Origin of the sequence: Devosia sp., assembly GCF_017307565.1 — a bacterium.
Classification (GTDB): domain Bacteria; phylum Pseudomonadota; class Alphaproteobacteria; order Rhizobiales; family Devosiaceae; genus Devosia.
The window spans coordinates 1-25,577 of the sequence record NZ_JAFKHD010000317.1; the positions used below are offsets into that span (position 1 = coordinate 1).

Below are 25,577 nucleotides of genomic sequence, written 5' to 3' on the forward strand. Positions count from 1 at the left end.
AAGGCCGGCGGCGATTTCGCTACCATCGCCCAGGAAAAGTCGATCGACCCCGGTTCAGGCGCCAATGGCGGCGACCTCTGCTTCTTTGGCAAGTGCATGATGGTGCCCGAATTCGAAACCGCCGCGTTCGCCCTCGCCAATCCCGGCGATGTCTCCGAACCGGTTCAGTCCCAGTTCGGCTGGCACATCATCAAGCTCGAAGAGAAGCGCCAGTCCCAGCCGCCGACCTTCGAACAGGTCGCTCCCCAGGCGCAGCAGCAGGTGCTGATGCGCGCCTTCAACCAGAAGGTCGAGGAGCTGATGTCGGGCGTGACCATCGACGTCACCGACCCCCAGCTCAAGACGGCAATGGACGCCCAGGACGCTGCCGCAGCCTCCGCCGAAAGCGAAGCCGCGCAGCAGTAATTTTTCCGGATTTTCTGGAACATGGGCCACCCGGTTTCGATCGGGTGGCCTTTTTGTTTGAGGCGCGGTGCTTGCCGCCACCCCTCCCATCCTCCCCTACGACGGGGAAAGGGGGGAGCCTAAGAACAGACCTAGCCCAGTGTAGCCGGTCGCGCGGTTTTGCATTTTTCACGCCCGGTTTTAGCATAGTCCAACAGCATATCGACAGGCCCTAGACACCCAGTCAACAGGCTGTCGATGCCCTCTCACGGGGTTGCGGTCGGTGTCGGCCCTGACGATGCGCCGTAGGCCCATAGGTTGTCGAGCAGCTCCGGCGACATGCCGAGCGCCTGGCGGGCAGCTTCAACCAAAGGATGGTCGCGCTCGAAGTACTTGCTGCTATCGAGCTTGGACGATGCCCATGCCCAGCCCACAGGGTCATAGAGCGGGTTTGGCTCTTGCTCAGTGCCGGGATTGTTGAGCGCCGCGGCCCAGTCGCGTAGCTCCTGCTCGTGCCCGGTGAGCCGAACGACAAACCAGAATTGATCCGGCTCAAGGTTGGGAAGGCGGGGAACCGTGATTGTTTCCGGCTCGCGCAGATAGCCCATGGCCTAACTCCAGTAGAGGTAAACGTCGTGCAGCTCGACGTTCTTGTTGTTGAGGGTCTTGAAGCGCCATCGCGATGCCGATCCACTGGGCTGGCCGGACACATCGGTTTCCGCCGCCTCAACGACGCGCAAGCCCGTGGTTGGCATCGTGTACCGCTCGGTCAGCGTCATCGCCGTCCAGTTTCCGCCGTCGTTCCGACTGCATTCCAGCGTGTAGTCGGTACCAGCAACAGCGGCATCCACTTCCTTGACGTTGATAAGGGCCTTCATCTTCGTCGGCACTGCCGCAGCAGCGAATACGGCCGACCGAACAGTCATGGCGTCAGTCGCGACGTTCTTCGTATAGCGCAGCGGAGGCATTGCGCCTGCGTCGGCCGTAAGGGTCGGGGAAGTGCCTAGTGCGAGGTTGCTGGCATGGTAAGAACGCGCGATCGAACCCGTGAGGTCGATTGTTCCGCCCTCAAATGCACCAATGTTGTGGGTCGTGGCAGGCACTGTGAAGGGTGTCGTCAGCGTGCAATCCGACCAGCCGCCGCCCGGATGGGCATAGGTCTGGGATAAAACCACATCAAATGACGTGGTTGATATCTGGCGGCCGATCTTGACCGTGATGGATTTTGCCAGGGTCGAATAGACGCCGATCTTGAAGATCACGTCCCCGGCAATGAGCGGCGTGGCGCTATCAAACCAGGTAAAGCCGGTACCAACATCTGCCGACGTGGAGGGGGTACTGATGGTGGTCGTGGTGCCAGCGGTCTGCGCAGGCTTAAGAATGCCCGCAACGCTCGAATTCAGGCCCGTCGCCCCTGCCACGTCGACATAGGTCAGCGCGTCGAAGCTGTCGGCGAACCGGTTCCCTGCCGGGCCCAGGAACTGAGCCTGGTTGTCCAGATCTGCAAGTTTGAGAAAGACCTGCGCCAGCAGAAATTCAGTGTCACCAGACGTTGACGGCGGATCAGTCCACGTTCCATCGGCACGCAGCAAGCGATTGGCGCTGACGTCGCCCGAGGTTGCAGCGGGTGCCAAGCCCTTTGCCGCCCCGAACAGCGCGAGAAATGACGTCGCCTGGGCCGAGGTCAACTCTTTGAGAAGTTTACCAGTAGCTCCGTCGAAGGCCGCAAAACGTCCGTCCGTGGCGCCGGCAGGCCCAACCACATCGCCCGTGCCGGTGCCATCAGCCCCTTTTTGAGCCAAGAGAGCCCAGTAGGCATTGCTGGTCGCGGGCAAGGTTGGTGGCGCATTCCCAGTCGTCGATTGAACCGCGATCCATGAAGAGCCAGCATCGCGGACAACATCACCCTTCTCGTAAGCCGTAGCGCCGTTGTAGGCGCCCCTGGGAATGAATCCTTCGCCGCGAAAATCGACCGCATCGCCTATCGTGCTGGTCCAAGTGCCATCAGCCTTGAGGTATTGACCGACATTGCCTGTCGGCGCCAGGCCTTCGCCGCCGACATAACCGGCCAGCTTAAGAACGCGCCGTTCCCCATCGGCCTCGGCAACAATCTGCGGCGACCACCCCTTGTTGCCGGTGTCGCCCTTAAAGGCAGCGGGAGGCAGCCAGTCGTCGTAGCCGCTAGTTTCCTTAACCCAGATCAGACCATCTTCGACGACCAGGACGCGGCGCCCTGCCGGCAGTGGATTGGAAGGGCTTTCGAGAGCGAGGCGATCTGCGTCGGTGGCAACGAACACATCAGCCCAAGCCTTCACATCACCGAGCTGCTCCAGGACGCGACGGCTCTGGGCCGTCGATCGCTCGATGATACCAACATATCGAATTTCGTAGTCTTCCTCGGTGGCAGCGGTGCCCGGCCACGGAAAGGCAAGGGTCAACGTGCCATCGGGATTTGCGGCTTCAATGCGCTGGGGCGGCACGAGCGGTTGCGAGGCTAGAAAGAACAGGTCATCGCCCCATGCATTGCCGTACCAGCTTGCACCGTCCGGAGTGACCACCGTGCCGCCGGCCGCGACTGAAGCTTTGCCAACGTTGTACCGAGTAGGAAGCGCCGAAATGTCCATGGTTAGTCCTTAGATGGATGCATTTTGCCGGCCGGGTTTCACCAGAAGCGCGCCGGTCCAGATGGATGAGTAGTCAGTGGGATCAACGAGGGACGCGCTATTGCTACCGCCGCGCCATACATTGTTGCCGCCAGCACGCTTGTCGATGAAATGAGCCAGGACGCCCTCTTGCTGGACACCCCATGTCCAGCCGGGGCGTGGCCCGCCACTCGGATAGTGCGTGGCATTGCCGGGCGACCAGCCGGGCTGCTCATTCGTGTTTCGCGTCGATTGTTTGCGACTGAGAACTATGCTGGTGCCGCTCAGGCCAATGTGGATGCGGCGACGCCACACGCCGGATATCTCAATCAGCCCCGACCCGCCGCGCAGGTCGGTTTGGTAACCGGGCCGAATGGGCGAAAAGGCCGGGCCGAAGCGGGTGTAACTGGGCTGCTTCGTCCAGTTGAGCACCACTCGCCAATCGACGTAATTGATGCCCGCAGGGACGGTGCCGATGACGATATCCGGCAAGGTCGTTTCCTGCGGCAGTATCTTCACGACCGACATGCCGTACATGGTCGTCGTTTCGAAAGGCGGGCCGGGCGTCGTGAAGAGATTAAAGCCGTAGGCAATGTCCTTGGCGAAATCGGGAAAGGAAATCGTGATCGGGATTTCCTGCCAGGCCGCAGGGATCAACTGCACAGGCGGTTCGTCAGTGCCCCACAGTTTCTTGCCAGCACGATTCACATGGATATGCCCGCCAGCTCCTGGAGTAACCGGCATCAGACATTCACCGGAATAAAGGCCGACCCGGCAAAGCTGCCAGAATAGAACTGATCGGTCTGCACATTGCCGCCCGTAACGACGCGAGCGCCGCCATTGCCAATGTCGATGGTCTGCCCAAGGTCCATGTCCAGTGGCGACGAGCTAGTGTCCCGACGCAGGTAATCGGCGCTGGAGTTGACCATACCCCGACCAAACTGGAAGCCGCTGGCATCGCCCGAGAACAAGGGCAACAATGGGTCCGGTGCCGGCGTCCGGAACACCAGAACGCGATAGGTCCGATTGACGGCAGCCAGGGTGAGGTCGGACGAATAGCCAACAGCGGTCAAATAGACATTGCTCGCGTCGGCACTGACCCCAACAAATCGAGTTCCGGCAGTTTCGTTCTGTACGATGGTTCCGGCCACAACCATCGTGTCTTGATAGGCCACCATCACCAGAGGCGTGTAAGGTAGGCCATGAGCGAGCAGCAGATGGTCGGTCTTGTCGACTCGGCCGAAAATCTCCCAGGTCAACATGTTGGTCGCCCCGCTCCAGAAGCCTTCTTTGCCGGCCGAACCGCCCGCAATAGCTGGATGGGTCAACGTCACCGATTGGTCGAGCGCCACCTCATAAAGATAGAAGCTGGAGTGGAAGGCCACCTTATCGAGGTGTAGCAGCGGCGACTTGGCTGGCGCATTGCGCGGCGCGTCTATGTCGTTCCAACTGCCGTCCGTGCCGGTTTCCGTGAAAGCCGAGACCACGTTGGCGGCTTTGAAGCCCTTGATCTTTCTATCCACGACGCTCACCCAAAGCTGAAGTCGCCGCCGCCACCAGTGAGCATGCTGATCATCACGGTGCCGGCGGTATTGCGGAAATTGCCCTCGTCGTCGAAGAGCGCGATTGGCGTTCCATCGGCCAGGTAGAACACGGTGTTTCCAGCCATGAAGCCGATGCGCGTCGGCTGAGAGGGATCGGCCGGCACGTCGAGGAAGAATGTGGCTGCGCGGAATGTCCCATCATTGACGGCGGCTTGGATGGCGTACCGGGCGGCATAGCCGGTTGGCGCTGCCTCGGCCGTCCAACGAATATTCACTTCGGCGCTATTCCCACCCATGGCCGCATAGAGGCTTTCCAGCGCCTGTGCGATGGCACCGCCCGGTCCCAGGGCGATCTCGAAGAACTCCACAAAGCCCGCCTCAAGCTGGTCGAGCTCGCCTCTGATCTGGCGCAGCATGGTGTCGCGCTTGGTGTAGTTTTCTCGGTCTACCTCTTCGATGATCGTGCCGAGCTGCCGAATGACCTCGCGCAACTGGCGGGGCGTCGCGCCGAGCTGGTCCATCACATCTCTGGCGACACCAGACAGGTCCAGGGCGATGTCGCTCGCTCCCAGACGGATCGACGGCGTCAACACCGTGATCCATGTGCCCTCTACAAGATCGCCACCGCCATCAAGCGACTGGTTTGACCAAAGGGTCGCCCGGCCTGTGAAGGGCAGATACTTGCCTCGCACTTCATAGGGAGTGTTCGGCAGAAGGACCGCAATCGACGGCACGCCCGAGGGGGCCGGATTGAGGATGTCGTAAGGCAGCTCGCCATCGAAAATGACGTTCTTGCCGCCCCAGCTCTCACGCACCTGCACCTGGACGCTGCGAACGTCCTGGAGGCCCGCCGCCCAGAACACCTGAATGCCCGGCCGACGCCCAACACCATCAGCATCGACAACCGCATAGGGCGCCGCGTTCCAGCCGGTCATGATCTGCGGCGCCGGCCGCTGAATGCCGAGCGGCGAGGTCTGCCAGGGCAACGCCATGCCCGGCTCCCAATCATAGTCCGCGGGCTCAACCTCGCGCCGGCCGACGACGACGAGCCCGTTCGGCATGTCATCAATGGCGGTGATAAGCATCCACTTATCGACATAGCCATTGCGGGCGCTGGTCCAGGCCTCAGTGTCGAGGGGCTCCATTTCCCACCATTCGGGGGGCATGGTGTTGATATGGGTGCGGAACCGGCGCGCTTCCTCGATAGCGAGCTTGTCCAGCTCCTGGACCTGAAGGGCCTTGTGCACCGCCTTATAGACGATTGGCTTCGGGAGGCGACGGCCGCCGTCCTCGACCTCAAGCGCGCTGCTGTATCGGCTCGGCGCCTGCTTCATGCCCCAAGCCTCGGCAGGCTCGGGATAGCTGGACGAAATCACGTTGGCAGTGCTTTCGAGGCCGGGGAACGGGTCAAGCTCCTGGTCGTCGTCGATAACGAAGTCTTCGTCGGTGAACGTCCGAACCGGCGCATCGGGCTCAGCCACCAGAACCTTGTAGAGGCCGCCGATTTCGGCAATTCGAGCGGCTGCAGCCATGAGGAATTCACCGATGACGGCCTGCGGCTCATCTTCGCCGCAAACGACCTCATAGCCGCAGGTAAAGCCGCGCGCCTTGCTCTTGTTGATCTGGGCGATCCAGTTGGCGGCCGGCAACTGATAGGCCGTGGTGGTCTGCCCACCATACATCCATTCGCCCTGGTAGCGGATGCCCAGTAGCACATTGCTGGCGGCAACAATCGGATCATCCGAGTAGGCCCAGGTCGAAGGATCATCGAGACGTTGCGGACCGACGCCCCCCACGGAGCTGTCGCGGCTCATGTCGTAAAGGGGGATGCCCTGAACCTCGAAGAGGTACTTCGGAAAGCCGGTGAACAGCGACCGGTTGTCCAGCACGGTCACCACGGCATAGGGGCAGCCGACGAAGATCATGTCCGCAGTCCAGGGCCGTTCCTGGCCGGCCGTGCGGGCGACCAGCATGGCGTCGGCCGATGCCTGCCGGCCGTCGTAAAATTTGACCCAGAGATGGTCCTTGCCGTTGACCCGCGCCTCCGCAACGGGAATGCCCAGCTCGCCATGCGGCTCGCCATAGAGCAGCGTGCCCTTTGCGCCGTTGTAGTAGAAGCCGGTGAAGCCGCTATAGGACAGGTCGCCGAGGGAATAGACTTCGGAGTGAAAGGCGTTGGGAGTGCCGTTATCCTGGCCCCAGTCGGCCCAATATTCGAACTGCCCGGCAAGCCCATACTTGCCAATCACAAAGGCCTGCGAATTGTCGCCGCCTTCCTGGCGGGAGCCACGGACGCCGGAAGTGGCCTTTTGCTGCTGTGCCTCGGCCGATTGCAGAATGCTGCCGATGACGGCCAGGACGAGATAGACGAAGAGCTGGAACAGGAAATTCATCAGCGCGACTGGCCCCAATAGGACTGCCAGAGGTAGGCCGTGCCGTTGTACTTGCGGGCCTGGTCGTTCCCACGTCGCACCTGCGTTTCGTGACCGCGCATTGCAGGGTTGAGCTTGGTCAGCTCGCGGGTGGTCGAAACCACCTTGAGCGAAAGGCGGGACATGCCGCCCGTAGCGGCCGTGTTGATCGGGGCGCCATTGACCTGACCGAAGCGCCGACAGCGCGGCGGTGCGACCAGGAGGAAGCTCTCGGGCGAAAGCCAGCCACGGTGGATTTGTACGGGCGCATTGCGCAGGTTGTGGCCGCGCGCCATCAGCTCGACGGCGGGGTGAAGTGGATTGAGCAATACCTGTGTCGTCACGACTTCCAGCCCGATTTTCAGCGCAATGCTGTCGATGCCCAGGATCGGCGAATTGTCGCCATAGAACGTGTGGTTCACCTCGGCGCCGGTCCGGCCGTCGATGATATTGGTCGAGATGTCCTCGCCGAAATCGGTGAAGCCGAAAACTTCAGTACCGCTACCGTCCGACTTTGCGGCCGTCACCAGCACGAAATTGCGTGGCACGACCGCCCGCCGATCGCGGATGGCATTCTGGGTATCGACATCGAGTGCGCGAACCATTCGACTGCTCCTAGCCCGCTGCCAGCGTCTGGCGGAACGAGAAGCGCAGGCGAGCGGTCACGCCAGAAACGGGCACTACTGAAAGGCTTTTTGGCACGAGCTTGACCTTGGCCACCGGCTTGCGGAGCTGCACTGTCTGCCCGGCCGCCAGCCACGGCCGCAGATGCGGGCGCACTTCGACAGGCCCGGCAAATCCGCCCCCATTGGCGGTGATGGGCGCGGCCAACTGGATCAGCGCCGTACGGCTCGGATTGAGGGCTGTCACCGAAAAGCGGGCATCCATCGGCAACGCGAAACCTGCCGGCAAGCCAGCGAAGCTGATTTCCTTCCGGTTGGCCGCGATGTTTGAAATCGTGACGTTCGACCCCAGCAAGATTGCGCCGGTCGGGTCGGTCGATGGAAAAGGATGCTGCGGGTCGTAGAGGTAGAAGCTCTGAATGGCGCCATCGAGCGTGTGAAAGCGGCCACGCAACGCTTCGATGCTATCGACATCGAGGGCGCCGGTTGAGGCATCGCCTGCCCAAAGGCGTGGCCCGAGATCTCGTGCGAGCACCTCACCGCTGCCAAGACCGGAAAGCTCCTGATCCTCACCCAGCGTCCAGGTGACGGTTTCGATCAGCATCAGGTCGACGAGGTCGGACGGTGCGAGTGGAAAAGTCAGGGCCATGATCAGCCTCGGGCCAGCGGGTCGGAATTGATCTCGGCCACCCGCTGGGGCAGCTTGAAGCGGTCGAACTGCTCGATGGCATCGGAAATAGCCTGGCTCAATTCAGCCTGGCTGAGGCCCGAACCCTGAATGACGATCTGCAGGGGGCCGCTGGCGCCGCCGCCACCCATCATGTCGGTCAGGGTGGAGTTCGGGAGCACCCTGGCGCCGGCAGACGTACCGATCACGGGTTCGGGGCCGCGCTCACCGACAATGCCGAAGGTGCCGTTCGGGATAAGTCCGCCCTTGGCGAAGAAGCCTGAGAACAGGCCACCGAGCATGCCGCCCAGGCCGCCACCGGGACTTGCCGTGCCGAAGATGCCGGCAAGCGGCCCCTGTCCCAAAAGCATGGACTGCAGCACGGCCTGCGCCAGGGCATTGACCACATCGTTGAGCACTTCGGTCAGCGACTTGCTGCCGGTCCGTAGCGCCTCGATGCTGCTCAGCAACTGGTCACCAAAGAACTGCCCCGCCTGTTGGGCGCTCTCCCAGGCGCGGGTTTCCTCGTAGATAGTGCGGATCAGGTTTTCGGCTTCCAGGCGCTGGGCGTCGGTCGCCTTGGCAAGGTTCTCGCGCATGCCGAGAAGCCGCTGCTGCACCGGATCGGTTTCGCGCAGGATGCCCAGCTCATCGCGCAGGCTAGCGATCAGTTCCTTGGCTTTGTCGACCTGCTCCTGGCCAAGGCCGCTGGTGAAGCCGAGGCCGGAAAGCCCCGGCGGAATGGTCGGGCTGGTGGCCGTTGGATCGGCGAAAATGCCGCGATAAAAATCGTCGCTCGGCGCGGACATATTGCCGGAGTTGATGTCATCCCTCGTGCTCCACATAGCGCGATACATCGCGAGGCGAGAGGCGTCAGAGTTCGGGTCCTCTTTGATGGGATTGCCGAACATATCGTGCGATCCCATCCAGGTGATCGTGCGCTGCAGCTGCCCCAGCCAACCGATGCCGGCGCTGACTGCCTCGATGATCTGATTGACCGCACCGACGATGGCACCAGCCATCTGCTGAGACCCCGTCACAAACTGCGGGTCGGAGAGTTTGCGAGCGAGCCTATCCAGTTCAGGCGTGGCGCCAACAGCCAATTGGGTCATAAAGCCGTTCACGACATTGCCGACGCGCTTCATGGTCGCATCGAACTGGACCATGGCAGCGACATTCTCAGTGCCGACTACAAGGCCCAACCGTTCGGCTTCGTCACCAAGCCGCTTGATGCCTTCGGCGCCACCGTCCAGGAGGCGAATAAACTGTTCGCCGCCCGAGCCACCGAATAGCTCGTCGGAAATACGGATTTGGGCAGCAGTGTCGAGCTGCCCCAGGCGAGCGATGATTTCAGTAAACAGCGCGGCCGGGTCGGAGAGCTTGGTCTTCAGCTCATCAGCTCGATACCCCAGGCGATAGAACGCTTCCGCCGCCGAGCCCTGGCCGGTGACGATGAATTCGTCGGCGCGAAGGTTCAGCTCCTTCAGACCATCGGCAAGCGCATCCACGCCCACCTGGTTCTGCTCGGCCGCATATTTCAGGCGCTGGAAATCTTCGACATTGACGCCGGCCATCTTCGCCTGGGCGGCCATTTCGGCCACGTCACGGCTTGCTTTGACCACGGCAGCGCCGAACGCGGCAGCACCCGCAGCCGCACCGATGGCAAGGCTGCGCCCCAGCTTTAGAGCGCGTTCGGATGTCAGATCGAGAGTGCCTCCAAGACCGCGTGCACGCTTCTCGGCGTCGTCAACGCCCTTCCGAAAACCCTTGTCGTTGGTGTCTAGATCGAGGAGAGCCTCGCCAAGTTTCTCAGCCATTGGCTGTATCCTCGGCAGTGATCACGACAACGGATACACCCATCGCGGCCAACCCGGCCGGGGTGGCTTTCGCCGCTGCCGGCGCACCCTGCGCCTGACGCTGCAGACGACTGACATAGCGCTGCCGCTCAAAGCCAGTCATGCCACCGAAGCCGGTGCTCATGGCGTTGATGCTGTCGATCTGGCGCTGTGCTTCGAGGCGCGGCAGCATGGTGATGTACGCCCTCAAGAGAGCGGCTGGGGCGCGGTAGAGCCACCATCCGGGGTCGCCCCCGAAGGCATGTTGGAGCCTGGGGATGAGTTCGCCCCAATCGATTGGCTTGCCATGCGAGCGAGCGCTCCTGCCAGCTGCAGGCGCTTGCCCAGCAGGAGCCCGGTAAAAACCTCGACGATGGCCATGCGCTGCACAGAGGAGAGTTTCTCAAAGACGCCCACCGGCATGTCCACGGTGGTTGAGCGCGCCACGATGGTGACCAGGGCGTCGAGCGCCCCGACCTTTTCGGGCTGCTTTCCGAGCGCTTCAAGCTCGTGGCCCCATTTCGTGAAATTCTGGCTCTCCGCCAGCGTCAGTTCCTCGGGCGACTTGAGGTGATAGACGGTCCCATCGACCCGGATCGGTGGCCGATTATCGGTCAGCGTCGAAAGGTCGAGGATCGGTTCGGTGGCCATGGAGCGGTCCTTTGCCAGGTTCATAAGTGACGGTGATGCCGAGGGCAGCGCATTGCCGCTCGATCTCGGCCTGCTTTTCGCGGGCGCTCTGAGCGGCCTTTCGGTGCCGGCCGCTTTCGCGCTTGTGGTGGCGCGCCTGCCCGTTGAGCCGGCGCGCCTCCTCGATCAGCTTTTCTGGATCGCGGCCGGGCATCAGCTAAGGGGCGCAGCGTGCTGCATGATGAGGCTACCGAAGCGCGCATCGGGCGTTGCTGCAGCCGGGTCTTCCAACGCCGTGAATTCCAGCGCCAGCCCAGCCGGGTCGCCCTTGGTAAAGACGATTTCGGGCGCACCGGACTGGAAGCAGACCGGAACCTGATACTGGCTACGCCAGCCCTCGCCATAGCCAGACACTTCGCCGCGAACGAGCAAAGCCAGCGACTTGACCTGAGTGCCCTTGTAGAGCTTGAGCGATTTGAAGCCCGGCGTGCCGACGCCCGCCGCCGTGGTGGTGATGGTGTTGCCATTCAGCGCCAAGGCATATTGCTCAAGTGTGATGTCCATGAGCGTGAGGGAGATCAGGAAATCTTCCTCGGTTCGGAAAGCCTTGCGAGGACCGGTGGAGCCAGCGGCGCGAACCTTGTTGATCGATTCCTCGTGGCTGACCGTGACGCCATCTTCGGTCGTCGAAAGGTCGCCGGACGTACCGACCATCACCCAAGGCGCGGCCGGGGCGGCATTGAGAAGCGGAAAGGCGGTGCCGACAGGTGCCACGAAAAGCGTGTACGGCGCCGCGACGATTTCATAGGGCTGACCCATCAGGCGACCTCATCGAGCGAAAGCGAAAACAGGGATTGGAAGGACTGGAAGGCGTAGGGCCACTGGCCATCACGGTCACGGCCGGCCATATAGCCCCCAGCCGAATTGACCCAGTGGATGAGGACGCCGGCAGCGGTCTGGCGCCGGACGCGCTTGAAGGCATGAGCGCCGAGATTGCGCAGCTCCATGGCCTCGCCCGGTGTGGCGCCATAGCAGATAAGATCAAGGCGCTGCGCCTCGGCCCGAAGGCTCGCCCTGGGCTGAAACGGCGCGCCGCCCGAAGGCTGGATGACGATTGCCTGCCGAGGCATATGCCTGGCCTCGTCGGCCGGCAGCTCACCACCAAAAACGCGGTCGCCGACGAGCGCGGCAATATCCGCATCCGCCTTCAGCAGCCCCACGATTGCAGTGACGATATCGGCCAAGACGCCCACCCCAAGACGACGCCGGCACGAACCGGCGACAATGGAGCAAAGCTAGTCGCGCGCGCGATATCTGTTCATCGACGCAGGTGCGTGGGTATGGAAATGGATAGGGGGATGGTCAGAAAATCGGGCCAATGGCCCCGCCTGTCAAGACGCCGTTCCAGCCCTTTCAAAGGCCTTTCGAATGCGCTCACCGAGGCGGACATACTCGTGATCAGCGGCGGGGCGCAGATAGGGGTGAGCGGGAATGGTCACGGAGCTGGCAAACCGCACCGAGCCATCTGCCTGGGGAATGGCGAGCGCCTTGGCCCGCACCGGCCGGATCGTGCCGCCCTCTTCAAGGATGCGCGCCTGCGCCATGTCGCGCACGCCCCAAGTGCCCTTCACGCCCTGGTCGTGCGAAGCGGCATAGGAAGCGATGTCGATAGCGCCTTCGAGGAGGCCGGTACGGTTTTGCCAGGGGTGGTTCTGTTTGGCATGGATGACACAGGCGGCCATGGTCTTGTTGACCCCCTCGACCTGTGCCTTTTCCATCTTGGCGGTGATGGCCTTGCCGTACCACTTAAGGGACTTAGTCTGTCCGGCCATCGAAATACTCCTGCTATTTTAGCGGACCGCACTTGGCGCACTCAAACGTCGGACGTGACAGGTCGTCGGGACTGGAGGCGACGACAAAGCCGCTGGGAATGCTGTCTATGCGGGTCGATTGGTCCCGAGCAAATTCCCACCCATCGGCTTGAGAGAGTTCTGCCTCGCCCTCCGCTCCGCAGTGGGAACACTTCAAATCAACCGTCCACCGATCCCTTGCCGTCATCGCCGGGCCTCCTGCAAAAATGCTGAGAGCAAAGGCTATGATGAATCGATACCGCTTAAAAGGTGGGGCGTTGGCCAACCCGTACACCTTGGCCGTCAGGGCCTTTGCCGTACGCTTTGGGAAATTGCCACTTTGTTCCCCTTGCCAGCAATGTGGAGGGTTGCGATCTTAATCATGCTGACCCGAACTGGATCACAGGTATCTTTTTGCTCGGCCCAGATGCCAGGGGACTGCCGAACCATTGGGGACGTGGGGTTCGGACAACGGCTTCCTGTCTGAAAGGCTTTCGCGGAGGTGCCTTGTTGGGGGAGCGTCGAACCGAAACTCATCAGCACGGTTCACGCTGAAGGTTCATATCCTTGGAGACTTTCTTCAATGATTGAACTGGCATTCTACATCGGCCTGGCCGCAAATGTCGTAACGATAGTCTCGTTCTTCAGACGCCAGCCGCCGAGTGACAGCACGAAGGCATAGCGATCGACTTTGAGGAGGCGGGAGCAAGGCTCCCGCCTCTTTTCATCACCCGACACGGACGAGCGCTGCCTCCAAATGGTTGTGCTTACGCTGTACCGGACCATCGATCTTGAGCCGGCCGTCAATTATCGCGTTGCCGGCCTTGTCCGTGACAGCGGCGATCTCATCATTTTCATTGATGTCAGCCTTCAATGCGAACATCGCCCGCATGTCCTCGATCATCGCCGTCTTGTCCCCATCGACAGCTTCTCGACTGGCATTTGACCAGACGAAGCACTTCAACGTGCCCACTGGCATCCATGTGCCCGGCAAGGGATGCCCCCAGCCATCCTTGCCCGGCGATTGGTGACGTTCAACTGCAGCGCGCATTGTCAGCCGGCCGGAAATCAATCCCCCATTCCCGACCGTGTTTCGTCGGCAAAGAGCCAGCGATCATTGATCCGAACCAATACCCGACCATCCGGATGAACAGTTTGGTCATCGACCGCGCCGCGCGTTCCAGACTGAGCGTGAAAAAGAAACTGCCCGATCATTCTTGGCCTCCTAAGCCAGATTCATGCCCTTGTTCCCGGCAAGGCTCGCCAGGAGCTTTTCGCGCTCGTCGGCCACATCGTTGCCAAGAGTGAATTGATAGTCGCCAGCGCGCTCGCTCTTGAGCCCGCCGCGATATGACAGGTCGAGCGCCATGACCTTGATCACCAGCTCGTCGCGGGCCGCGCCTTCTCCGACCGGCGTATAGGTCAGCCGCACGAAGGGTGCCCAAAAGCTTTGTCCATTGGGGCCACCCGTAAGCCGCTGCAGTGTCCGGCCACCGTTGAGCACACGATAGTCAGCCTCGGTGAGCGTGACTTCCTGGTCGGGATGAACGGTGTCGCCTGGGTCGAGTTCGACGATGGTCACTGGGGAGCCGGTATCGAGCGGCCGGGCCAGCAGGAGAGACTTTCGCCAACGAAAATCGTCGAGGGGGTCGCCAACGGTTTCCTCGATTTCGCCTGCAGGGCCGTACCGTCGCTCGATCTCGGCGCTGATGCCGGCGATCATCGCTTCCAGTTCGTCATCGGCCATGTCGGTGCCAGTCCGCGCTTTCACGCGGTCGATAAGCGCCATTTCAACGCGCCCAAAGGTGGAATGCAGTACCGGCGACAATGGCGGGAACGCCGGGACCGGCAAGAAAGGCCCACGAAGGCAGGTCGATCCAGATGCCGGCGATCACCGTCACCAGGAGGCAGATGAAGCCAACGATTGCGGCAACCGCAAAGGCGATGATCGGTGTGATATCGAAGCTGCCCAAGTGCCTCTCCTCGGAAAAATGGGGAGGCCGCCCCGCCGCTGCAGCCTCCACTTTGCCTTTCGGCTTTCATGCGCCTGTCGGCGGGCGCACCCGGTATTCCTTCAGGTGGCGGGCTGCTGTTCGCCGCTACCGCCAGCGCCGCCCTTGTTTTCGCCGGTCTTCTGTTCCTTGTCCCCGGCCGGCGCCTGTTCTTTCTTGCCGGCCGCCTTCTTGGGCTTGGGCGTAGCAGGCGTACGCGGCGGACGGGCTGCATGTTCCTGCTTCAGGGTTTCCACCATCTGGGCCAGACGGGTTTCGCGCTCGGCATCTTCCAGAGCGTTCCAGCCATCGACGTTGAGACCGCTAGCCTTGTAGGCACGCCCGACAACGACGCCGAGCTGCACGGTCTTGCCGGCCGCGATCTCGACAAGCGCCGGCAACACGTTGGAACCGAGCAAGGTTTCCTCGATCTTGGGCTTACCCGACTTCTTCAGCTCACCATCGACCAGGCCGAACTTTTCGGCGGCGCTGTCGGGGATTTCGTCACCCACGGCAGCATAGAGGAAGGCGGCGAGCTGGTGGCCGTCCGGATAGAGCGCGTTGCGCTCGGCATTGAGAAACAACCGTTCCCTTGCAAACATGGTTTTGGTCCTTGTCCTTGTGGGGCTACTCGACCTTCGCCCAGCTGATGTGGAGGAACCCGCCCGTGGTGTTGGTGCCGCCCGTATTGCTGACGACACCGGCCTTGGTGGCGGAAATCGAAAACTCCGCAGTAAGGTCCGCCCTGGTGATGGGCGTGCCGGGAGTAAGGCGCTCAACCGAGATCAGCGTGTCGCCGGGCTTGAGGTTGCCATGCACCTTGTGCTCGCCGGCAACGCCGCCAGGGATGGTGCAACAGGTGATCGGCACGGAAAGGCCAGTAATGGTGGGCATATTCGGGTTCCTGGGTGGTGCGGCGGGCGCCGAACGCCCGCCATCAGGTTTAGGATTGAGCCCTAGAGGCCGGTCACGTCGCAGAACGCTGCGGGACGGAATACGACCAGGGCAGCGCGCATGTCGGCACGAACCGTACGCTTGCCCTCGCCGAACTGGGCACCGACATAGCCGACCGCAACATCGACGCCGGAGCGTTCGAAGAGGCTGATCCAGGACGGCTGGAAGGAACCGACAAGACCGGCGCCGGCAGCGCGCTGTTCGGCCTGGACAACCGGCAGCCCCCACATGCGATCCGGCCCGGCTTCGCTGGGCGAACCCCAGATGTAGACGCCATCCGCAGTGCGCAGCAGGCGCACGCCCTGCCAGTCGGTCGGGTGCATGACATGGTGGGTCGGGATGGCGCGGCCGGTGACGCGCACCTTGGTCATCGCCTTGAAGAAAACATCCGGAACCGGGTCTGTGCCTTTGGCCTGAGTCTGAATACCGACGACATTGGCAATTCCGCGCAGGTTGGGCGAAGTGCCGTTGCCGACATAGACCTGCGTATCGAGACGCTGGCGCACGCCGAACATCAGGCGGCCATTCACATAGCCCGACATCATCGGCACGTCTTCGAACTGCTCATCGGTCACCGGCAGGCTGTCGGTGATCTTGCGCACGTCCGAAGTGCGTTCGGTGAAAACGAAGGTCGATTCCGCATAGGCCCCGCCCTCGGCGGTTTCAGCGGCGCCATGGGTGCGGGTAGTTTCTTCCATGTACTTCACGGAAGTTTCGCCGGTCTGGCCAATCGGGATGATGTCGAGGAGCTGGATCGGACGGGTTGCGGCTTCGACGAAATTGGGCAGGCGCATGCTTTCCGGAGCAAAGCCGGCCGCCGTCGTCATCAGCGCCTTGGCGCCGAGCGTTTCGACCTGCATGGCCTTTGCCAACATGTCGGTGGGAAACACGTCGAAACTGAAGTCGATGCCCTGCGGCGCGCCACGGTCGAGCCAGGCCTTGTAGGCCTTTTCTTCGGCCAGATACTCGCCCAGAGATTTTACGCGCGGGCGCTCGCGATCCGCCTTGCCGCCGCCCATCGGAACATGGCCACGCACCTTCTCGCGCTCGGAAAGGTTCTTCGCGGCCTTCTCGGCGGCTTCGAGCGCTTCCATCTTCTCGCCCAGCTCGTTCAGCTCGGCATCCTTTTCCTTGATGCGCTTGGCGATATCGACGGTGTCGGTGAGATTGTCGCCCAGGACCGACTTCATCGTGTCCTTCGAAATCTGCTGGAAGTCGTACCTGCCATCGGCGGTCTTGGCCTCGGTAAAAACCTTGCCAAGATTTTCCTGCTTAGCCGCGAACTCTTCGCGGACCTTCTCCAGGGTGGTCATTGACCCACTCCAAATTGTTGCTGTCTGGGAGGCCCGGCGTCCGCGCTAGGCCGATGTCGAACCGGCCCGCGTCAGCGCGAGCCATGGCAGCAACATTAGGATTGGAGAGCAGCCCGAACCATCAACGCAGGTGCGCCGGTATGGCGCCGAAGGGTAGAGACGGCGATGTCGGGAATGCAGCACCCCTACCAGCAAATCGGCGCGAAATGCAATCGGTGGGGATCGATGGCACCTTGCCCGCGAATTTGACAGGCATTTGACAGGCCAGAAGCCATATGACGGGCGATGGAGCTACGCATGCAGCCAGCAAAGGCGCTCTACGCCTTCGCTGGCCGTTTCTGTGAGGGTCCGGATCAGCGCCCGGCGAAGCGGCTCCTGGCGCCCTTGGTGAGGTAGTCCACGGCGACCTGCTCGGCCAATGCCAGATCATCGCTGCCCGGCTCCGCCGCCTTGATGAGGGCGTCGAGTTTGCCCTTGAGGGCAACGACTTGGTCGAGCCGCGCCTTGCTCATGGCCTCGCGGCCATCGGCCTTGCGCAACTCGCCAATGTCGCCGGCGCGCGCAATGATGTCGTCGATCTCGGCAAGGACAGCGTCGATCTGCCCGGAGAAGTTCTGCCGCGACTTCATCGCCATGGTGCCAGTGCCGGCGCCGGCACCACGAATGACCGGAGAGACCTCGTGCACATCGACCCGCTTCAGCAAGCGGATGCGCGTATCGCCGCGCTGCTCATAAGTGGCATCGACAACGCCATAGCCATAGGACCATTCCTGGGCGGCCTCGCCTACGGTGAGGTCGAACTTGAGCTGGGAGTGCCATTCCTTGCCGGGCTGAGTGTCGAGGTTGAGATGCAGCTCGGCATAGGCAAAGCCTGCTTCCTCGAAAACACGGGCCTTGCCGAACGGCATGGCAGTGCGGTCATGCGCCGGCAGCATCGGCGCCCATTGGCCGCCACCGGTCTTCCAGGCGAAAGCGCCGGCAATATAGGTGTCGTTGTCGCTGTCGATGGCGGACAGGTCGGCAAGGCGGGCAATGCCGGTGCCGGTATCGTCCATCTTTTCGATGGTGATGACGCTCTTGGTCTCAAACTTCATTTCAGTCCTCGCCGAAATAGGGTGCAAAGCTAAGGGTGCCGTTGGGGTGCTCGGCCGCTGCCATGCGGTCAGCTTCCTGGGCCGTCACAATCGAGCCGTCGCGGGCAATATGGTCAGGCTTGGAGCGGCCGGGTCCAAACCGGCCGTCAAACACGATGAACTGAGCCACGCCCGCTGCCTTGGCGCGCTCGATGGTCGAGACGTTCTGCGCATACTTGGTCTCGGTTCGGGCAATGGTCAGGGCGCGTTGCTCGATGGTGGTCCAGGGGCCCGCCTCGATATGCTGGGCGATCCGGTTTGCCAGCGCCTGGGCGCCTTCGCCCTCGGAGCGTCCCAGGGCGATAGCATCGAATAGGGCGGAGCGAGATTGCTTGCCGATGTCGATGAGACCGGCGCGGCGTCCGCCCGCGGCGGCGATTGTCCGCGCGACAGGATCAGGCAAACTACCACTGATGCCGGCAAGCCCCGACGCCTCGGATACCGCCTTGGCGACATCCATGAAATGCGCTTCGAAAAGGCCGCTAAAGGTGGTTCGATGAACATCGAGGCCTAGCCTTTCCAGGATCATCTGGACCAAGAGGTCATCGGACTTTTCTTCGACCGCAGGCGCGCCCTTTGGCGGGGGCAAGTAGTTGTCTTTCAGAATGGGCAGGGCTTCCGCCTTCGCCATTCTGCCGAGATCGGCAAAGAACCGCTTGAGGCGGCCGTTCATGGCCTTGGCCAGCGGTTCTTCCTGGCGCTGTACTGCGATGACGAAGGCGCGGCCTGCATCCCGCTGCTGGCGTCCAGCACGCGCCTTGACGTCAACACCCTGTCGAGAGAACCACTCCAGAGCTTTCTCCGCCCAATGGGCTACGCCCTTGCTGCCGCTTGGCACTTCCAGCGCCATGGCTGGACGAAGGAAAACCCGGTGGCTGTCATCGACCTCAAGGCCCATGCCTTCGCGGCCTTCGGCAACTTCGGCCCAACCGCCATTGATCATGGTGTTCCAGGTCGTCGCCGCCTTGGCACGATCATCCTGCAGTGCCTGGACTTCGGATGTATCCCAATGGCTGCGCCCGGCATGGCGCTCGCCGAAATCGGGGATCAGGGAGCGATCAAGCTCGTCGGCAAACACGCGTGCCACCGGCATGACGCCATTCTGCCAGGCGAGCTTGCGAAGTTCCTCCATGGTCGCACCGACCTTGGTGGACTGCAGGCCGGCGCCGAAGCCGACAATGGCAGCGGGGATGCCCAGGGCCGCACAAACACGTTCCTCGGCAATGTCGCGAGCATCGCTCATGTTCATCTGCTGGGGATTGAACCCATACGGCACAACGTCCGTTGGCGCGCCCATCACCAGAGGCTCGCCGCGACGATCGCCCGTAAAGGCCTGCCGCAACCACGCCTTGGTGGCGGCGACATCCTCGGCTGGGACGGTGCCGCCCGTTTTGGGCGAGACGACCATGCCCGGCACACCCGAGTTTTTCAGCAGCGATGCAACGAAGTTCGAGCTTTCGAGATCCATGAAGATTTCGCGGATCACGCCATCGAGCGGTGACAGCCCCAGGCGTGGATTGCGCGGGTCAATGCCGTGGCGGAAATGAACTATGTCCTCGGGGGCATAGCGAATGACGCCCATGCCTGCGCCCGGTCGATACTCGTAGTGGCTGATGAAGGCGCTACCGTCATCCGAATCCTTGGGAGTCATCGTCCAGTGCGGCACATACCAAAGCTGCCCCGGCAGGTGTGTGCCTTTCCGCAGCTTGATCCAGTAGGCATTGCCAGCCGTGAGATAGGAAAAGACCGTACCGGCCCAAAGCGCCAGATCACCATAGTGGGGATTGGGGCGCTGGATCAGCGCCAGTGCTGGATGATTGGGCATGTAGTCATAGCTGCCGTCCGGCTTCTGCCGGCGCACCGTCAACACAGCCTCGGGGAACGATCGCTGCACCCAATGCACCGGGGCGGTAACGACCGAGGAGTCGATGAGATCGCCAACTTCCTTGCGATAGTCGATGCGGGTCCGACGCAGGAGCCGGTTTTCGATCATCGTCTGCGGCAAGTATTTGATGCCGAGCGCCTTGGCGGCGAACTGCTGAAGCTTGTTCATGCCGGTATCCATTCATCGTCAAGGGTGGGAACGCCGGCAGGCTCCTGGCCTGTCGGTGAGTTGAGCGGTTTCCAGGCATTGGGCTGCAGGCCATCGGCAGCATGGATGGCCAGAGCCAGAGCCCAGAACCGGTCCGAGTGACCATCTGGTGTGCGCTCGGCTGTGAAACGGATATTGCCGGCCGGCGTCACCTGTTTGGTGATCTGCCGAAGGTCGGCACGGATTTCGCCCTTATAGGGAATGCGGATGCGGCGCTCTTCCATGCGCGAGCGCACGGGATAGGCCAGAGCCTCTTTCACGCCGCCCGTGAAGGTGACGCACTCGACGCGATACTTGCCGAACTTGTCCTGGGCGTCGTCGCCCCAGCCGATGCCGAGGCCGGTATAGTCGATGCAGATGCGGGCGCACTTGGCGAACCAGGGATAGAGTATCTTCTCCTGGTCGCTTTTGCGCATGTTGCGCATCTCTTCGACGTGCCGGGTGTAGAGCACGTCACCGAGCTTCTCGACGATCCACAACACGGTGAGGTCGTTCTTGCGGCCTATATCGACGCCGGCATAGAGCACACCGCCTTCGGTCGCCGTCCAATCGTCCAGGGCGCCATACTCGGCCGAGGCGATAAGGTCGTATTCCAGGAACGCCGCATCGTCGTCGCCGGGGATGCACATGTATTCCTGGAGAAAGCTCTCCTCATCGGCCGCGCCGCTTTTGACCCAGTCGAAATACTCCGCCTCGGTCATCTCCTGGCGTTCGTCTTCGGCAGCAAGGTTCTGCTGCAGCTTCCAGAGAAAGCCAGCATCGAGAGCGTCCTGCAACGTCACGGTGTGCAGGCTGATCTTCTTCGGGTTGCCGCCTTCCTTGACCTCACGAACAAGGGTGTTGAAGAAGTTCTTGGACCCACGATGGGTCGAGATCACCTCCATCTGGCCGCCCCAGGTGATGCCCGGATAGGCAATCGACCAGAGCTTTCGCGGATCGGGATGGAGCGCGAATTCGTCGAGTACGCGCGAGCCGCGCTTACCGGCCTGGGCGTCCGGGTTCGAACTCATCGAATGGATGCGCCGGCTGTTGGCAAAGTGCATAACATGAGCGCTGTGCTTGCCGTCATCGAGGGCGATCTCGCCCAGCGCCTTGGCCGCAATATCGGTGATGTCAGCCCAGAGCTTGCAATCTTCGAGGAAGAGACGCGCCTGGATTTCATCGCGGGACGAAACCCATTCGTCATAGCGGGCCGACTGCAGCGCAATGCGCGAGACCATGCCATAGGCGGTTGACCACGAAATGCCGATCTGGCGGCTCTTCTCCATGAGCTTGAGACGCGACCCATCCTCGACCCAGTCGGACTGGAACTTGAGAAAGATGGCCTCGGGGTTTTTCGGAATGACCTGGGCGCGGCCCATCAGACGATGCCTTTGAGCCGGTTCGTGATCTTCTGCATGGTGTCGGCCGTGATCCCGGCCACCTTGCCGATCTCGGCAACATCCTTTGCCGCCTCGGCAACCTTCTCGGCAAAATCGCGCTCCAGCGATCGGCGGTATTCGGCCGATTGCTTCATGGCGCCGGACGCCGCCTGGTTGGCGCGGGCAAGCTCCATCAAATCCTTGGCGGCCAGTTCGCCGCCTTTGGCTTCCAGGAGCCTTATCCCGGCCACGCGAACCAGCTCGGCAAAGGCGATGGTCATCTTGTCCGACCCATCGATACCAAGCACTTCGACCAGCTCGGACGAAATCCGCATCTGTTCGTCGAGCTGCTGGAACTGAGCCGCCTTGCGCACCGAATAGCGCGAGAAGGAGCCGACGCTGATCGGCTCAATGCCGTGGGCGGCGAGCCGCGCGTTGAAGATGTCGCGCAATTCGTTCTGCGGGCGCTTGCCCTCGCGCAACTCGCCATTCACCCACACAAGGTCGGGCTGGGCGACCTCGGGCAGCATGTCGAGACGGGACAACCGCCCTCGGCCGGCGCGCTCCTTTTCTGGCCGCGCCATTCTCAGACCCCAAAGCTCGGCTTGTCGATGCCGGCGATGAACGCGCGCCGCTCGACATGATCGGCGCCGGTACGGGTGATGCGAGCAACCAGCGCGGTGCCGGCGCGCGACATCTCCACCGCACCTTTCTGGGCCAACCAGTCGAGCTGCTCGGCAACCCACTCGCGCGACCGGTAGTGCCCGAACACGTCGAGCACCTTGACCAGCACGGCATCGTTGAGCCGCCCGTCCTGTTGCTTGGCCAGTTCCTTGAGGATGACGAGCCGGGCATTCTCGGTCATGAAATCGTCGTAGCTCACTTAGTCACCCTTGCGCATATAGCTGTCGATGTTGGAGACGAGCTGGGCCACGCCAGCCAGTTGCGCGTTCTGGGCCTTGACCGTCCCCTGCAGCTCCACGATCGCCACCTTCAGCTCGTACACATCCTCCTTTCGGGGCGCGTGCTTCTGTTCCGCCTCGACAGCCTGGATGCGCCTGTCGTGTTCGGTGAGCTTGCTGGTGTGTGCATCGAGCGTCTTGCTGTTCGCGGCCGAACGCGCGGTGAGCCAGGTGTAGACGATCGATCCGATGCCCAGCAGCGTGGCGAGGAGACCCGCCCAGGACTTGATTTCATCCAGCATCAGCGACGCCCCCGAGATTCCCGCGCCTTGGCGCACTCAATGCAGGAGGTGACACCCGGCAGCGCTAGCCTGCGGGCCTCGGGGATGGGGTTGCCACACGAACAGAAGGGATAGCCCCCGCCGCTCGGCAGGCTCGCCCGTGCACGTGCCACGGACGCGTCCCGCTCCTGCTCGACACGCGCCTCAGCCAATTCCATTGCGAGTTTACCGGTATCACTCACTTGCGAGCGCCCTCGCGCCAGGCCTTGACCGCATCGATGGCATTGCCGCCCAGTGACTTGATCGTATGGCCGCCCATGTAGAGGGCAAGGAACCAACCGGTCAGGGTCAGCATGATTTCGGCCGGCATCGCCTCGGCGAGGTTGGTCTCCCCCGTGCTGTCGAGGAACGGCACCACGAGGAGACGAACGACCCACATGAGGCCGAGGAGGTACATCCAGCCCGGCCGCCAGGCGCTCACCCAACCGCCCTCGCTCTGTTCCGCCTGCAGCAAGGCAAACTGCCCGTCGATGCCGCGCGCCCAGAGGGCTATAACTTCAGGCATCTGCGCTTCGACCTCAGCCACGGCCGTTTCGACCCGTGGGAAGTCAATGCTGGGTACATCGTCCGGAGAGACGCCCAGCCGGCTAGCAACTTCGCCGATCACGACTTCCGCAAGCTGCCCACTGGCAGGGCCGAACCGTTCCCCAAGCACCTTGCCGATCATCTCGGCGCCGATGCGGGTAGCGATGCCACCGATGAAAGTTCCGACGACGCTCACTTCGAACGCCCCCCGAACAGAGCCTGGATGGCTGCCCACCAGCCGCCCTTTTTGGTCGGTGCCGTATTCTGGTTCGCAGGCGGTGGCGACGGCTTTGGTGCAGGAGCGGGCTTTGCCTGCTCAACGGGGCGCAGCTGAGAACTGGTCGCCCCCCGGCGCTGCCGCACCTGTGCCAGGGCGTCGAGCACCTCGCTGACCGAAACGCTGGCACGCTGGCCGTTGTAGTGGCCGATACCTTTCGAAGTCGGGAGCGACGCCCACTCCTTCGCGAGGGAATTGAGAATTTCGACATCGGACATGGTCTTGGCCAGCCACTGATCGATACCGCGCTTGCCGAGCAGGTAGCAGGCCATGCGGTCCTGCATCGCTTCATCAAACAGGTCCGTGGGGCGAAGCCGGAGTTTCTGCTCGATCTCGACGCGGGTCTTGCGCACGATCTGATAGAGCCCGAGGGCCGAACTGTTCAGCCGGTTCGCGGGATGCACCAGCATGGCGCGCTGCAGCTCGTCGATGTCTGCCAGCGTCATGGTGACGAGATTGCGATGCCCACCCGTATAAGCCCCATAGGCCAGGGTTTCGTTGTAACCGCGTCCTTTGGCCGTGCCTTCCGATTTGCCAAGCAAGTCGAGCACGGGGCGGTAGACGTAAAACGGGTCGGTCATGAATTGCCCCATCATTGCGAAATGCGCGCCAGTCAGGCGCGCGCGATGGGAGCAATCTGGCAGTGTTCGGAGGGCTAATCCGTCGACGCAGGCGCGTCGGTATCCTCAACGAATAGGGACATCTGGATTTGCTTGAGACGCTCGCGAGGGGCCGGGCCAAGCCAGCGGCGCACTGTGGCGATGTCAGCCCGGACGGTACGGGCAATTTCGTTCACGCTGGTGCCACGGCTCCAATGAACCCTGGCGACCCATTGCCGAGCGATCGGCACCTTGATGTAATTCTGTCCGACCGCTTCGGCAAGCCTCGACGCATTCTCTGCGCCTACGGTGCGGGCGACCAGCGCACGATCGCTCGATTTCGGAGAGAGGTAAATCTGTGATCCGCCTGCGACCAGGAACAGGTCCATGGCGAGATCGATGCCGAGCGTATCGACATAGACGGCTAGGTTCGCAGGCGTTTTCACGCCCGCGGCTTCCAGCACGGCAATGTCTCTCGGCTCGCCCATCAATCAGCCTCGACGCCCATTGAGGCAGCGATTTCACTCGCGCTGAACCGGAGCAGGACAAGGGGTGAGCTTTCGCTCCGCAGCCGCTCCCGCTCGGCGGCGTCAAGGCGGGGCTCGGCTAGATGAGCACGGGCATAGGGCGAATGCGTCGTGGTCACCACGGCCTCGCCTGGATTGTACTGCAACTTGAACGTCACCCCGTCGAGCCGCACCCCCGTGGCCTGAAGATCGGCCCCGCGTTGCACCGCGTCGGCGATCCGGCGCCGGATGCCTTCGACATTGACGCCCTCGACCCGCTCAAGCCAACGCAGAACGGCATGGTCACTCACGCGCACCCGGCTCATTTGGCACCGCCCGGCAAGGCGCGAATTTTCTCGCCGAGCAGGTTCATCAACGCGGTTTTGGCGATGTCGGTTACCGCCAGCACGGTTTCAGGCGTGGCCTCCTTGTTCGCCTGGATGCTGAAGCCGACATCGCTGGGCGCGGCCTTCAAGCGCCGCATCTGCGCGGCAAGAACACAATCAGCAGGGTCCTTGTGCTCGTCCCAATCAACGCCGCCACTGCGCTCCAGCCAGCCCTTCAGCCCTTCGATAGCTTTGACGGCGTCCTGCCCGTGGCGGAGGAAGCGAACATGATCGATGCCGGTCTGGCGCTTCACGAAGGCGATAAGGGCGCGATCATCCCGATCCCGCACGAGGCCAAGGTTCCACCCTGCAATCCAGAGCGCCTGCAGCTTAGGCGCAAACCTGCCTTCAAGAGGCTTTCGACGGCCCGTTGAAGAGGCTTTGAAACCCTTCGAACGGAAATGCTCGAGCACGGTCTGGCGCTCTTTTTCGGTCATGTCAGACGAGGACGCTTTGCCGGTAACCTGCAGGAGGGCCGCGCGATAGGTATCGTCGTCGAGCCCCAACTCCTTCTTGGCGACATGGATGGCGGCGATGGACTTCCTCATGACCCGGCGCCCTCCACTTCGTCCTTGAGGGCCACCAGCAGCCGGTCCAGGGCGCCAAGCGTC

At 62.3% G+C, this 25,577-nt stretch carries 34 protein-coding genes; 1 reads left to right on the forward strand and 33 read right to left on the reverse strand.

Going from position 1 to position 25,577, the window contains the following annotated elements:
• On the forward strand, positions 1-405 hold a 405-nt coding region (locus tag J0I64_RS10405), incomplete at its 5' end, for a peptidylprolyl isomerase (protein WP_291407855.1).
• A gap of 245 nt (positions 406-650) precedes the next feature.
• Here the strand turns inward: J0I64_RS10405 and J0I64_RS10410 are convergent.
• From J0I64_RS10410 to J0I64_RS10570, 33 genes are all read right to left on the reverse strand, one after another.
• Positions 651-992, reverse strand: coding sequence for a hypothetical protein (locus tag J0I64_RS10410; RefSeq protein ID WP_291407857.1), 342 nt, complete (start codon positions 990-992; stop codon positions 651-653).
• A gap of 3 nt (positions 993-995) precedes the next feature.
• The gene (locus J0I64_RS10415) at positions 996-3,008 is read right to left on the reverse strand and encodes a hypothetical protein (RefSeq protein ID WP_291407859.1); all 2,013 of its coding nucleotides are present in this window, start codon (positions 3,006-3,008) and stop codon (positions 996-998) included.
• A 9-nt stretch (positions 3,009-3,017) separates the two neighbouring features.
• Positions 3,018-3,770 (reverse strand): hypothetical protein, encoded by a 753-nt coding sequence (locus J0I64_RS10420; RefSeq protein ID WP_291407861.1) that lies wholly within the window; start codon positions 3,768-3,770, stop codon positions 3,018-3,020.
• A complete protein-coding gene (locus J0I64_RS10425; protein WP_291407863.1) occupies positions 3,770-4,549 on the reverse strand; it encodes a hypothetical protein in 780 nt (259 codons plus the stop codon). Before J0I64_RS10425 ends, J0I64_RS10420 begins: the two co-directional genes overlap by 1 nt.
• Positions 4,550-4,554: 5 nt before the next feature.
• Positions 4,555-6,963: a phage tail protein gene (locus J0I64_RS10430; RefSeq protein WP_291407865.1), complete on the reverse strand. Its 2,409-nt coding sequence runs from the start codon at positions 6,961-6,963 to the stop codon at positions 4,555-4,557.
• The gene (locus J0I64_RS10435) at positions 6,963-7,586 is read right to left on the reverse strand and encodes a hypothetical protein (protein WP_291407867.1); all 624 of its coding nucleotides are present in this window, start codon (positions 7,584-7,586) and stop codon (positions 6,963-6,965) included. The genes J0I64_RS10430 and J0I64_RS10435 overlap by 1 nt, the downstream gene beginning before the upstream one ends.
• A gap of 10 nt (positions 7,587-7,596) precedes the next feature.
• Complete coding sequence (locus tag J0I64_RS10440) at positions 7,597-8,253, reverse strand: hypothetical protein (RefSeq protein ID WP_291407869.1); 657 nt, start codon at positions 8,251-8,253, stop codon at positions 7,597-7,599.
• A gap of 2 nt (positions 8,254-8,255) precedes the next feature.
• Positions 8,256-10,088, reverse strand: a complete 1,833-nt coding sequence (locus J0I64_RS10445; RefSeq protein ID WP_291407871.1) for a hypothetical protein — start codon at positions 10,086-10,088, stop codon at positions 8,256-8,258.
• On the reverse strand, positions 10,081-10,299 hold the full coding sequence (locus tag J0I64_RS10450) for a hypothetical protein (protein WP_291407873.1): 219 nt from the start codon (positions 10,297-10,299) through the stop codon (positions 10,081-10,083). The genes J0I64_RS10445 and J0I64_RS10450 overlap by 8 nt, the downstream gene beginning before the upstream one ends.
• 14 nt (positions 10,300-10,313) lie before the next feature.
• A complete protein-coding gene (locus J0I64_RS10455) occupies positions 10,314-10,757 on the reverse strand; it encodes a hypothetical protein (RefSeq protein WP_291407875.1) in 444 nt (147 codons plus the stop codon).
• Entirely contained in the window at positions 10,714-10,950 is a 237-nt protein-coding gene (locus J0I64_RS10460) for a hypothetical protein (RefSeq protein WP_291407877.1), read from the reverse strand. The genes J0I64_RS10455 and J0I64_RS10460 overlap by 44 nt, the downstream gene beginning before the upstream one ends.
• A complete protein-coding gene (locus tag J0I64_RS10465; RefSeq protein WP_291407879.1) occupies positions 10,950-11,555 on the reverse strand; it encodes a hypothetical protein in 606 nt (201 codons plus the stop codon). Before J0I64_RS10465 ends, J0I64_RS10460 begins: the two co-directional genes overlap by 1 nt.
• Complete coding sequence (locus J0I64_RS10470) at positions 11,555-11,980, reverse strand: DUF3168 domain-containing protein (RefSeq protein WP_291407880.1); 426 nt, start codon at positions 11,978-11,980, stop codon at positions 11,555-11,557. Before J0I64_RS10470 ends, J0I64_RS10465 begins: the two co-directional genes overlap by 1 nt.
• A 147-nt stretch (positions 11,981-12,127) precedes the next feature.
• Positions 12,128-12,568: a phage morphogenesis protein gene (locus J0I64_RS10475; RefSeq protein ID WP_291407882.1), complete on the reverse strand. Its 441-nt coding sequence runs from the start codon at positions 12,566-12,568 to the stop codon at positions 12,128-12,130.
• 745 nt (positions 12,569-13,313) lie between these two features.
• The gene (locus J0I64_RS10480) at positions 13,314-13,637 is read right to left on the reverse strand and encodes a hypothetical protein (RefSeq protein ID WP_291407884.1); all 324 of its coding nucleotides are present in this window, start codon (positions 13,635-13,637) and stop codon (positions 13,314-13,316) included.
• Between the two features lie 17 nt (positions 13,638-13,654).
• A complete protein-coding gene (locus J0I64_RS10485; protein ID WP_291407886.1) occupies positions 13,655-13,801 on the reverse strand; it encodes a hypothetical protein in 147 nt (48 codons plus the stop codon).
• A gap of 10 nt (positions 13,802-13,811) precedes the next feature.
• A complete protein-coding gene (locus tag J0I64_RS10490) occupies positions 13,812-14,375 on the reverse strand; it encodes a hypothetical protein (RefSeq protein WP_291407888.1) in 564 nt (187 codons plus the stop codon).
• A 1-nt stretch (position 14,376) separates the two neighbouring features.
• A complete protein-coding gene (locus J0I64_RS10495; RefSeq protein WP_291407889.1) occupies positions 14,377-14,559 on the reverse strand; it encodes a hypothetical protein in 183 nt (60 codons plus the stop codon).
• A gap of 101 nt (positions 14,560-14,660) precedes the next feature.
• Positions 14,661-15,179 (reverse strand): hypothetical protein, encoded by a 519-nt coding sequence (locus J0I64_RS10500; RefSeq protein ID WP_291407891.1) that lies wholly within the window; start codon positions 15,177-15,179, stop codon positions 14,661-14,663.
• A 25-nt stretch (positions 15,180-15,204) separates the two neighbouring features.
• A complete protein-coding gene (locus tag J0I64_RS10505; RefSeq protein ID WP_291407894.1) occupies positions 15,205-15,471 on the reverse strand; it encodes a hypothetical protein in 267 nt (88 codons plus the stop codon).
• Between the two features lie 62 nt (positions 15,472-15,533).
• Positions 15,534-16,844: a phage major capsid protein gene (locus J0I64_RS10510; protein WP_291407896.1), complete on the reverse strand. Its 1,311-nt coding sequence runs from the start codon at positions 16,842-16,844 to the stop codon at positions 15,534-15,536.
• Between the two features lie 353 nt (positions 16,845-17,197).
• Positions 17,198-17,938: an HK97 family phage prohead protease gene (locus J0I64_RS10515; RefSeq protein ID WP_291407898.1), complete on the reverse strand. Its 741-nt coding sequence runs from the start codon at positions 17,936-17,938 to the stop codon at positions 17,198-17,200.
• Between the two features lies 1 nt (position 17,939).
• The gene (locus J0I64_RS10520) at positions 17,940-20,030 is read right to left on the reverse strand and encodes a phage portal protein (protein WP_291407900.1); all 2,091 of its coding nucleotides are present in this window, start codon (positions 20,028-20,030) and stop codon (positions 17,940-17,942) included.
• On the reverse strand, positions 20,027-21,430 hold the full coding sequence (locus J0I64_RS10525; RefSeq protein WP_291407902.1) for a terminase family protein: 1,404 nt from the start codon (positions 21,428-21,430) through the stop codon (positions 20,027-20,029). Before J0I64_RS10525 ends, J0I64_RS10520 begins: the two co-directional genes overlap by 4 nt.
• Positions 21,430-22,014, reverse strand: a complete 585-nt coding sequence (locus tag J0I64_RS10530) for a phage protein Gp27 family protein (RefSeq protein WP_291407904.1) — start codon at positions 22,012-22,014, stop codon at positions 21,430-21,432. Before J0I64_RS10530 ends, J0I64_RS10525 begins: the two co-directional genes overlap by 1 nt.
• A gap of 2 nt (positions 22,015-22,016) precedes the next feature.
• Complete coding sequence (locus J0I64_RS10535; RefSeq protein ID WP_291407906.1) at positions 22,017-22,313, reverse strand: hypothetical protein; 297 nt, start codon at positions 22,311-22,313, stop codon at positions 22,017-22,019.
• Positions 22,314-22,634, reverse strand: a complete 321-nt coding sequence (locus tag J0I64_RS10540) for a DUF2730 family protein (RefSeq protein ID WP_291407908.1) — start codon at positions 22,632-22,634, stop codon at positions 22,314-22,316.
• Positions 22,634-22,831, reverse strand: a complete 198-nt coding sequence (locus J0I64_RS10545; protein WP_291407920.1) for a TraR/DksA C4-type zinc finger protein — start codon at positions 22,829-22,831, stop codon at positions 22,634-22,636. Before J0I64_RS10545 ends, J0I64_RS10540 begins: the two co-directional genes overlap by 1 nt.
• Before the next feature lie 20 nt (positions 22,832-22,851).
• A complete protein-coding gene (locus J0I64_RS10550) occupies positions 22,852-23,394 on the reverse strand; it encodes a hypothetical protein (protein ID WP_291407910.1) in 543 nt (180 codons plus the stop codon).
• The gene (locus J0I64_RS10555) at positions 23,391-24,056 is read right to left on the reverse strand and encodes a hypothetical protein (protein ID WP_291407912.1); all 666 of its coding nucleotides are present in this window, start codon (positions 24,054-24,056) and stop codon (positions 23,391-23,393) included. The genes J0I64_RS10550 and J0I64_RS10555 overlap by 4 nt, the downstream gene beginning before the upstream one ends.
• A 74-nt stretch (positions 24,057-24,130) precedes the next feature.
• On the reverse strand, positions 24,131-24,562 hold the full coding sequence (locus tag J0I64_RS10560) for a helix-turn-helix domain containing protein (protein WP_291407914.1): 432 nt from the start codon (positions 24,560-24,562) through the stop codon (positions 24,131-24,133).
• Positions 24,562-24,891, reverse strand: coding sequence for a hypothetical protein (locus J0I64_RS10565; protein ID WP_291407916.1), 330 nt, complete (start codon positions 24,889-24,891; stop codon positions 24,562-24,564). The genes J0I64_RS10560 and J0I64_RS10565 overlap by 1 nt, the downstream gene beginning before the upstream one ends.
• An 11-nt stretch (positions 24,892-24,902) precedes the next feature.
• Positions 24,903-25,472 carry a regulatory protein GemA gene (locus tag J0I64_RS10570; protein ID WP_366933734.1) on the reverse strand — a complete coding sequence of 190 codons (570 nt, stop codon included), beginning with the start codon at positions 25,470-25,472 and terminating at the stop codon, positions 24,903-24,905.
• Between the last annotated feature and the right edge of the window lie 105 nt (positions 25,473-25,577).

Excerpts from the sequence above, each read along its gene's own strand:
- J0I64_RS10485 (WP_291407886.1), bottom strand. The coding sequence starts at position 13,801 with ATGATCGGGCAGTTTCTTTTTCACGCTCAGTCTGGAACGCGCGGCGCG.
- J0I64_RS10430 (WP_291407865.1), bottom strand. The coding sequence starts at position 6,963 with ATGAATTTCCTGTTCCAGCTCTTCGTCTATCTCGTCCTGGCCGTCATC.
- J0I64_RS10525 (WP_291407902.1), bottom strand. The coding sequence starts at position 21,430 with ATGGGCCGCGCCCAGGTCATTCCGAAAAACCCCGAGGCCATCTTTCTC.
- J0I64_RS10540 (WP_291407908.1), bottom strand. The coding sequence starts at position 22,634 with ATGCTGGATGAAATCAAGTCCTGGGCGGGTCTCCTCGCCACGCTGCTG.
- J0I64_RS10480 (WP_291407884.1), bottom strand. The coding sequence starts at position 13,637 with ATGCGCGCTGCAGTTGAACGTCACCAATCGCCGGGCAAGGATGGCTGG.
- J0I64_RS10465 (WP_291407879.1), bottom strand. The coding sequence starts at position 11,555 with ATGGGTCAGCCCTATGAAATCGTCGCGGCGCCGTACACGCTTTTCGTG.
- J0I64_RS10440 (WP_291407869.1), bottom strand. The coding sequence starts at position 8,253 with ATGGCCCTGACTTTTCCACTCGCACCGTCCGACCTCGTCGACCTGATG.
- J0I64_RS10420 (WP_291407861.1), bottom strand. The coding sequence starts at position 3,770 with ATGCCGGTTACTCCAGGAGCTGGCGGGCATATCCATGTGAATCGTGCT.
- J0I64_RS10455 (WP_291407875.1), bottom strand. The coding sequence starts at position 10,757 with ATGGCCACCGAACCGATCCTCGACCTTTCGACGCTGACCGATAATCGG.
- J0I64_RS10510 (WP_291407896.1), bottom strand. The coding sequence starts at position 16,844 with ATGACCACCCTGGAGAAGGTCCGCGAAGAGTTCGCGGCTAAGCAGGAA.
- J0I64_RS10505 (WP_291407894.1), bottom strand. The coding sequence starts at position 15,471 with ATGCCCACCATTACTGGCCTTTCCGTGCCGATCACCTGTTGCACCATC.
- J0I64_RS10415 (WP_291407859.1), bottom strand. The coding sequence starts at position 3,008 with ATGGACATTTCGGCGCTTCCTACTCGGTACAACGTTGGCAAAGCTTCA.
- J0I64_RS10460 (WP_291407877.1), bottom strand. The coding sequence starts at position 10,950 with ATGCCCGGCCGCGATCCAGAAAAGCTGATCGAGGAGGCGCGCCGGCTC.
- J0I64_RS10530 (WP_291407904.1), bottom strand. The coding sequence starts at position 22,014 with ATGGCGCGGCCAGAAAAGGAGCGCGCCGGCCGAGGGCGGTTGTCCCGT.
- J0I64_RS10490 (WP_291407888.1), bottom strand. The coding sequence starts at position 14,375 with ATGGCGCTTATCGACCGCGTGAAAGCGCGGACTGGCACCGACATGGCC.
- J0I64_RS10555 (WP_291407912.1), bottom strand. The coding sequence starts at position 24,056 with ATGACCGACCCGTTTTACGTCTACCGCCCCGTGCTCGACTTGCTTGGC.
- J0I64_RS10410 (WP_291407857.1), bottom strand. The coding sequence starts at position 992 with ATGGGCTATCTGCGCGAGCCGGAAACAATCACGGTTCCCCGCCTTCCC.
- J0I64_RS10500 (WP_291407891.1), bottom strand. The coding sequence starts at position 15,179 with ATGTTTGCAAGGGAACGGTTGTTTCTCAATGCCGAGCGCAACGCGCTC.
- J0I64_RS10545 (WP_291407920.1), bottom strand. The coding sequence starts at position 22,831 with ATGGAATTGGCTGAGGCGCGTGTCGAGCAGGAGCGGGACGCGTCCGTG.
- J0I64_RS10445 (WP_291407871.1), bottom strand. The coding sequence starts at position 10,088 with ATGGCTGAGAAACTTGGCGAGGCTCTCCTCGATCTAGACACCAACGAC.
- J0I64_RS10515 (WP_291407898.1), bottom strand. The coding sequence starts at position 17,938 with ATGAAGTTTGAGACCAAGAGCGTCATCACCATCGAAAAGATGGACGAT.
- J0I64_RS10435 (WP_291407867.1), bottom strand. The coding sequence starts at position 7,586 with ATGGTTCGCGCACTCGATGTCGATACCCAGAATGCCATCCGCGATCGG.
- J0I64_RS10450 (WP_291407873.1), bottom strand. The coding sequence starts at position 10,299 with ATGCTGCCGCGCCTCGAAGCACAGCGCCAGATCGACAGCATCAACGCC.
- J0I64_RS10520 (WP_291407900.1), bottom strand. The coding sequence starts at position 20,030 with ATGAACAAGCTTCAGCAGTTCGCCGCCAAGGCGCTCGGCATCAAATAC.
- J0I64_RS10560 (WP_291407914.1), bottom strand. The coding sequence starts at position 24,562 with ATGGGCGAGCCGAGAGACATTGCCGTGCTGGAAGCCGCGGGCGTGAAA.
- J0I64_RS10475 (WP_291407882.1), bottom strand. The coding sequence starts at position 12,568 with ATGGCCGGACAGACTAAGTCCCTTAAGTGGTACGGCAAGGCCATCACC.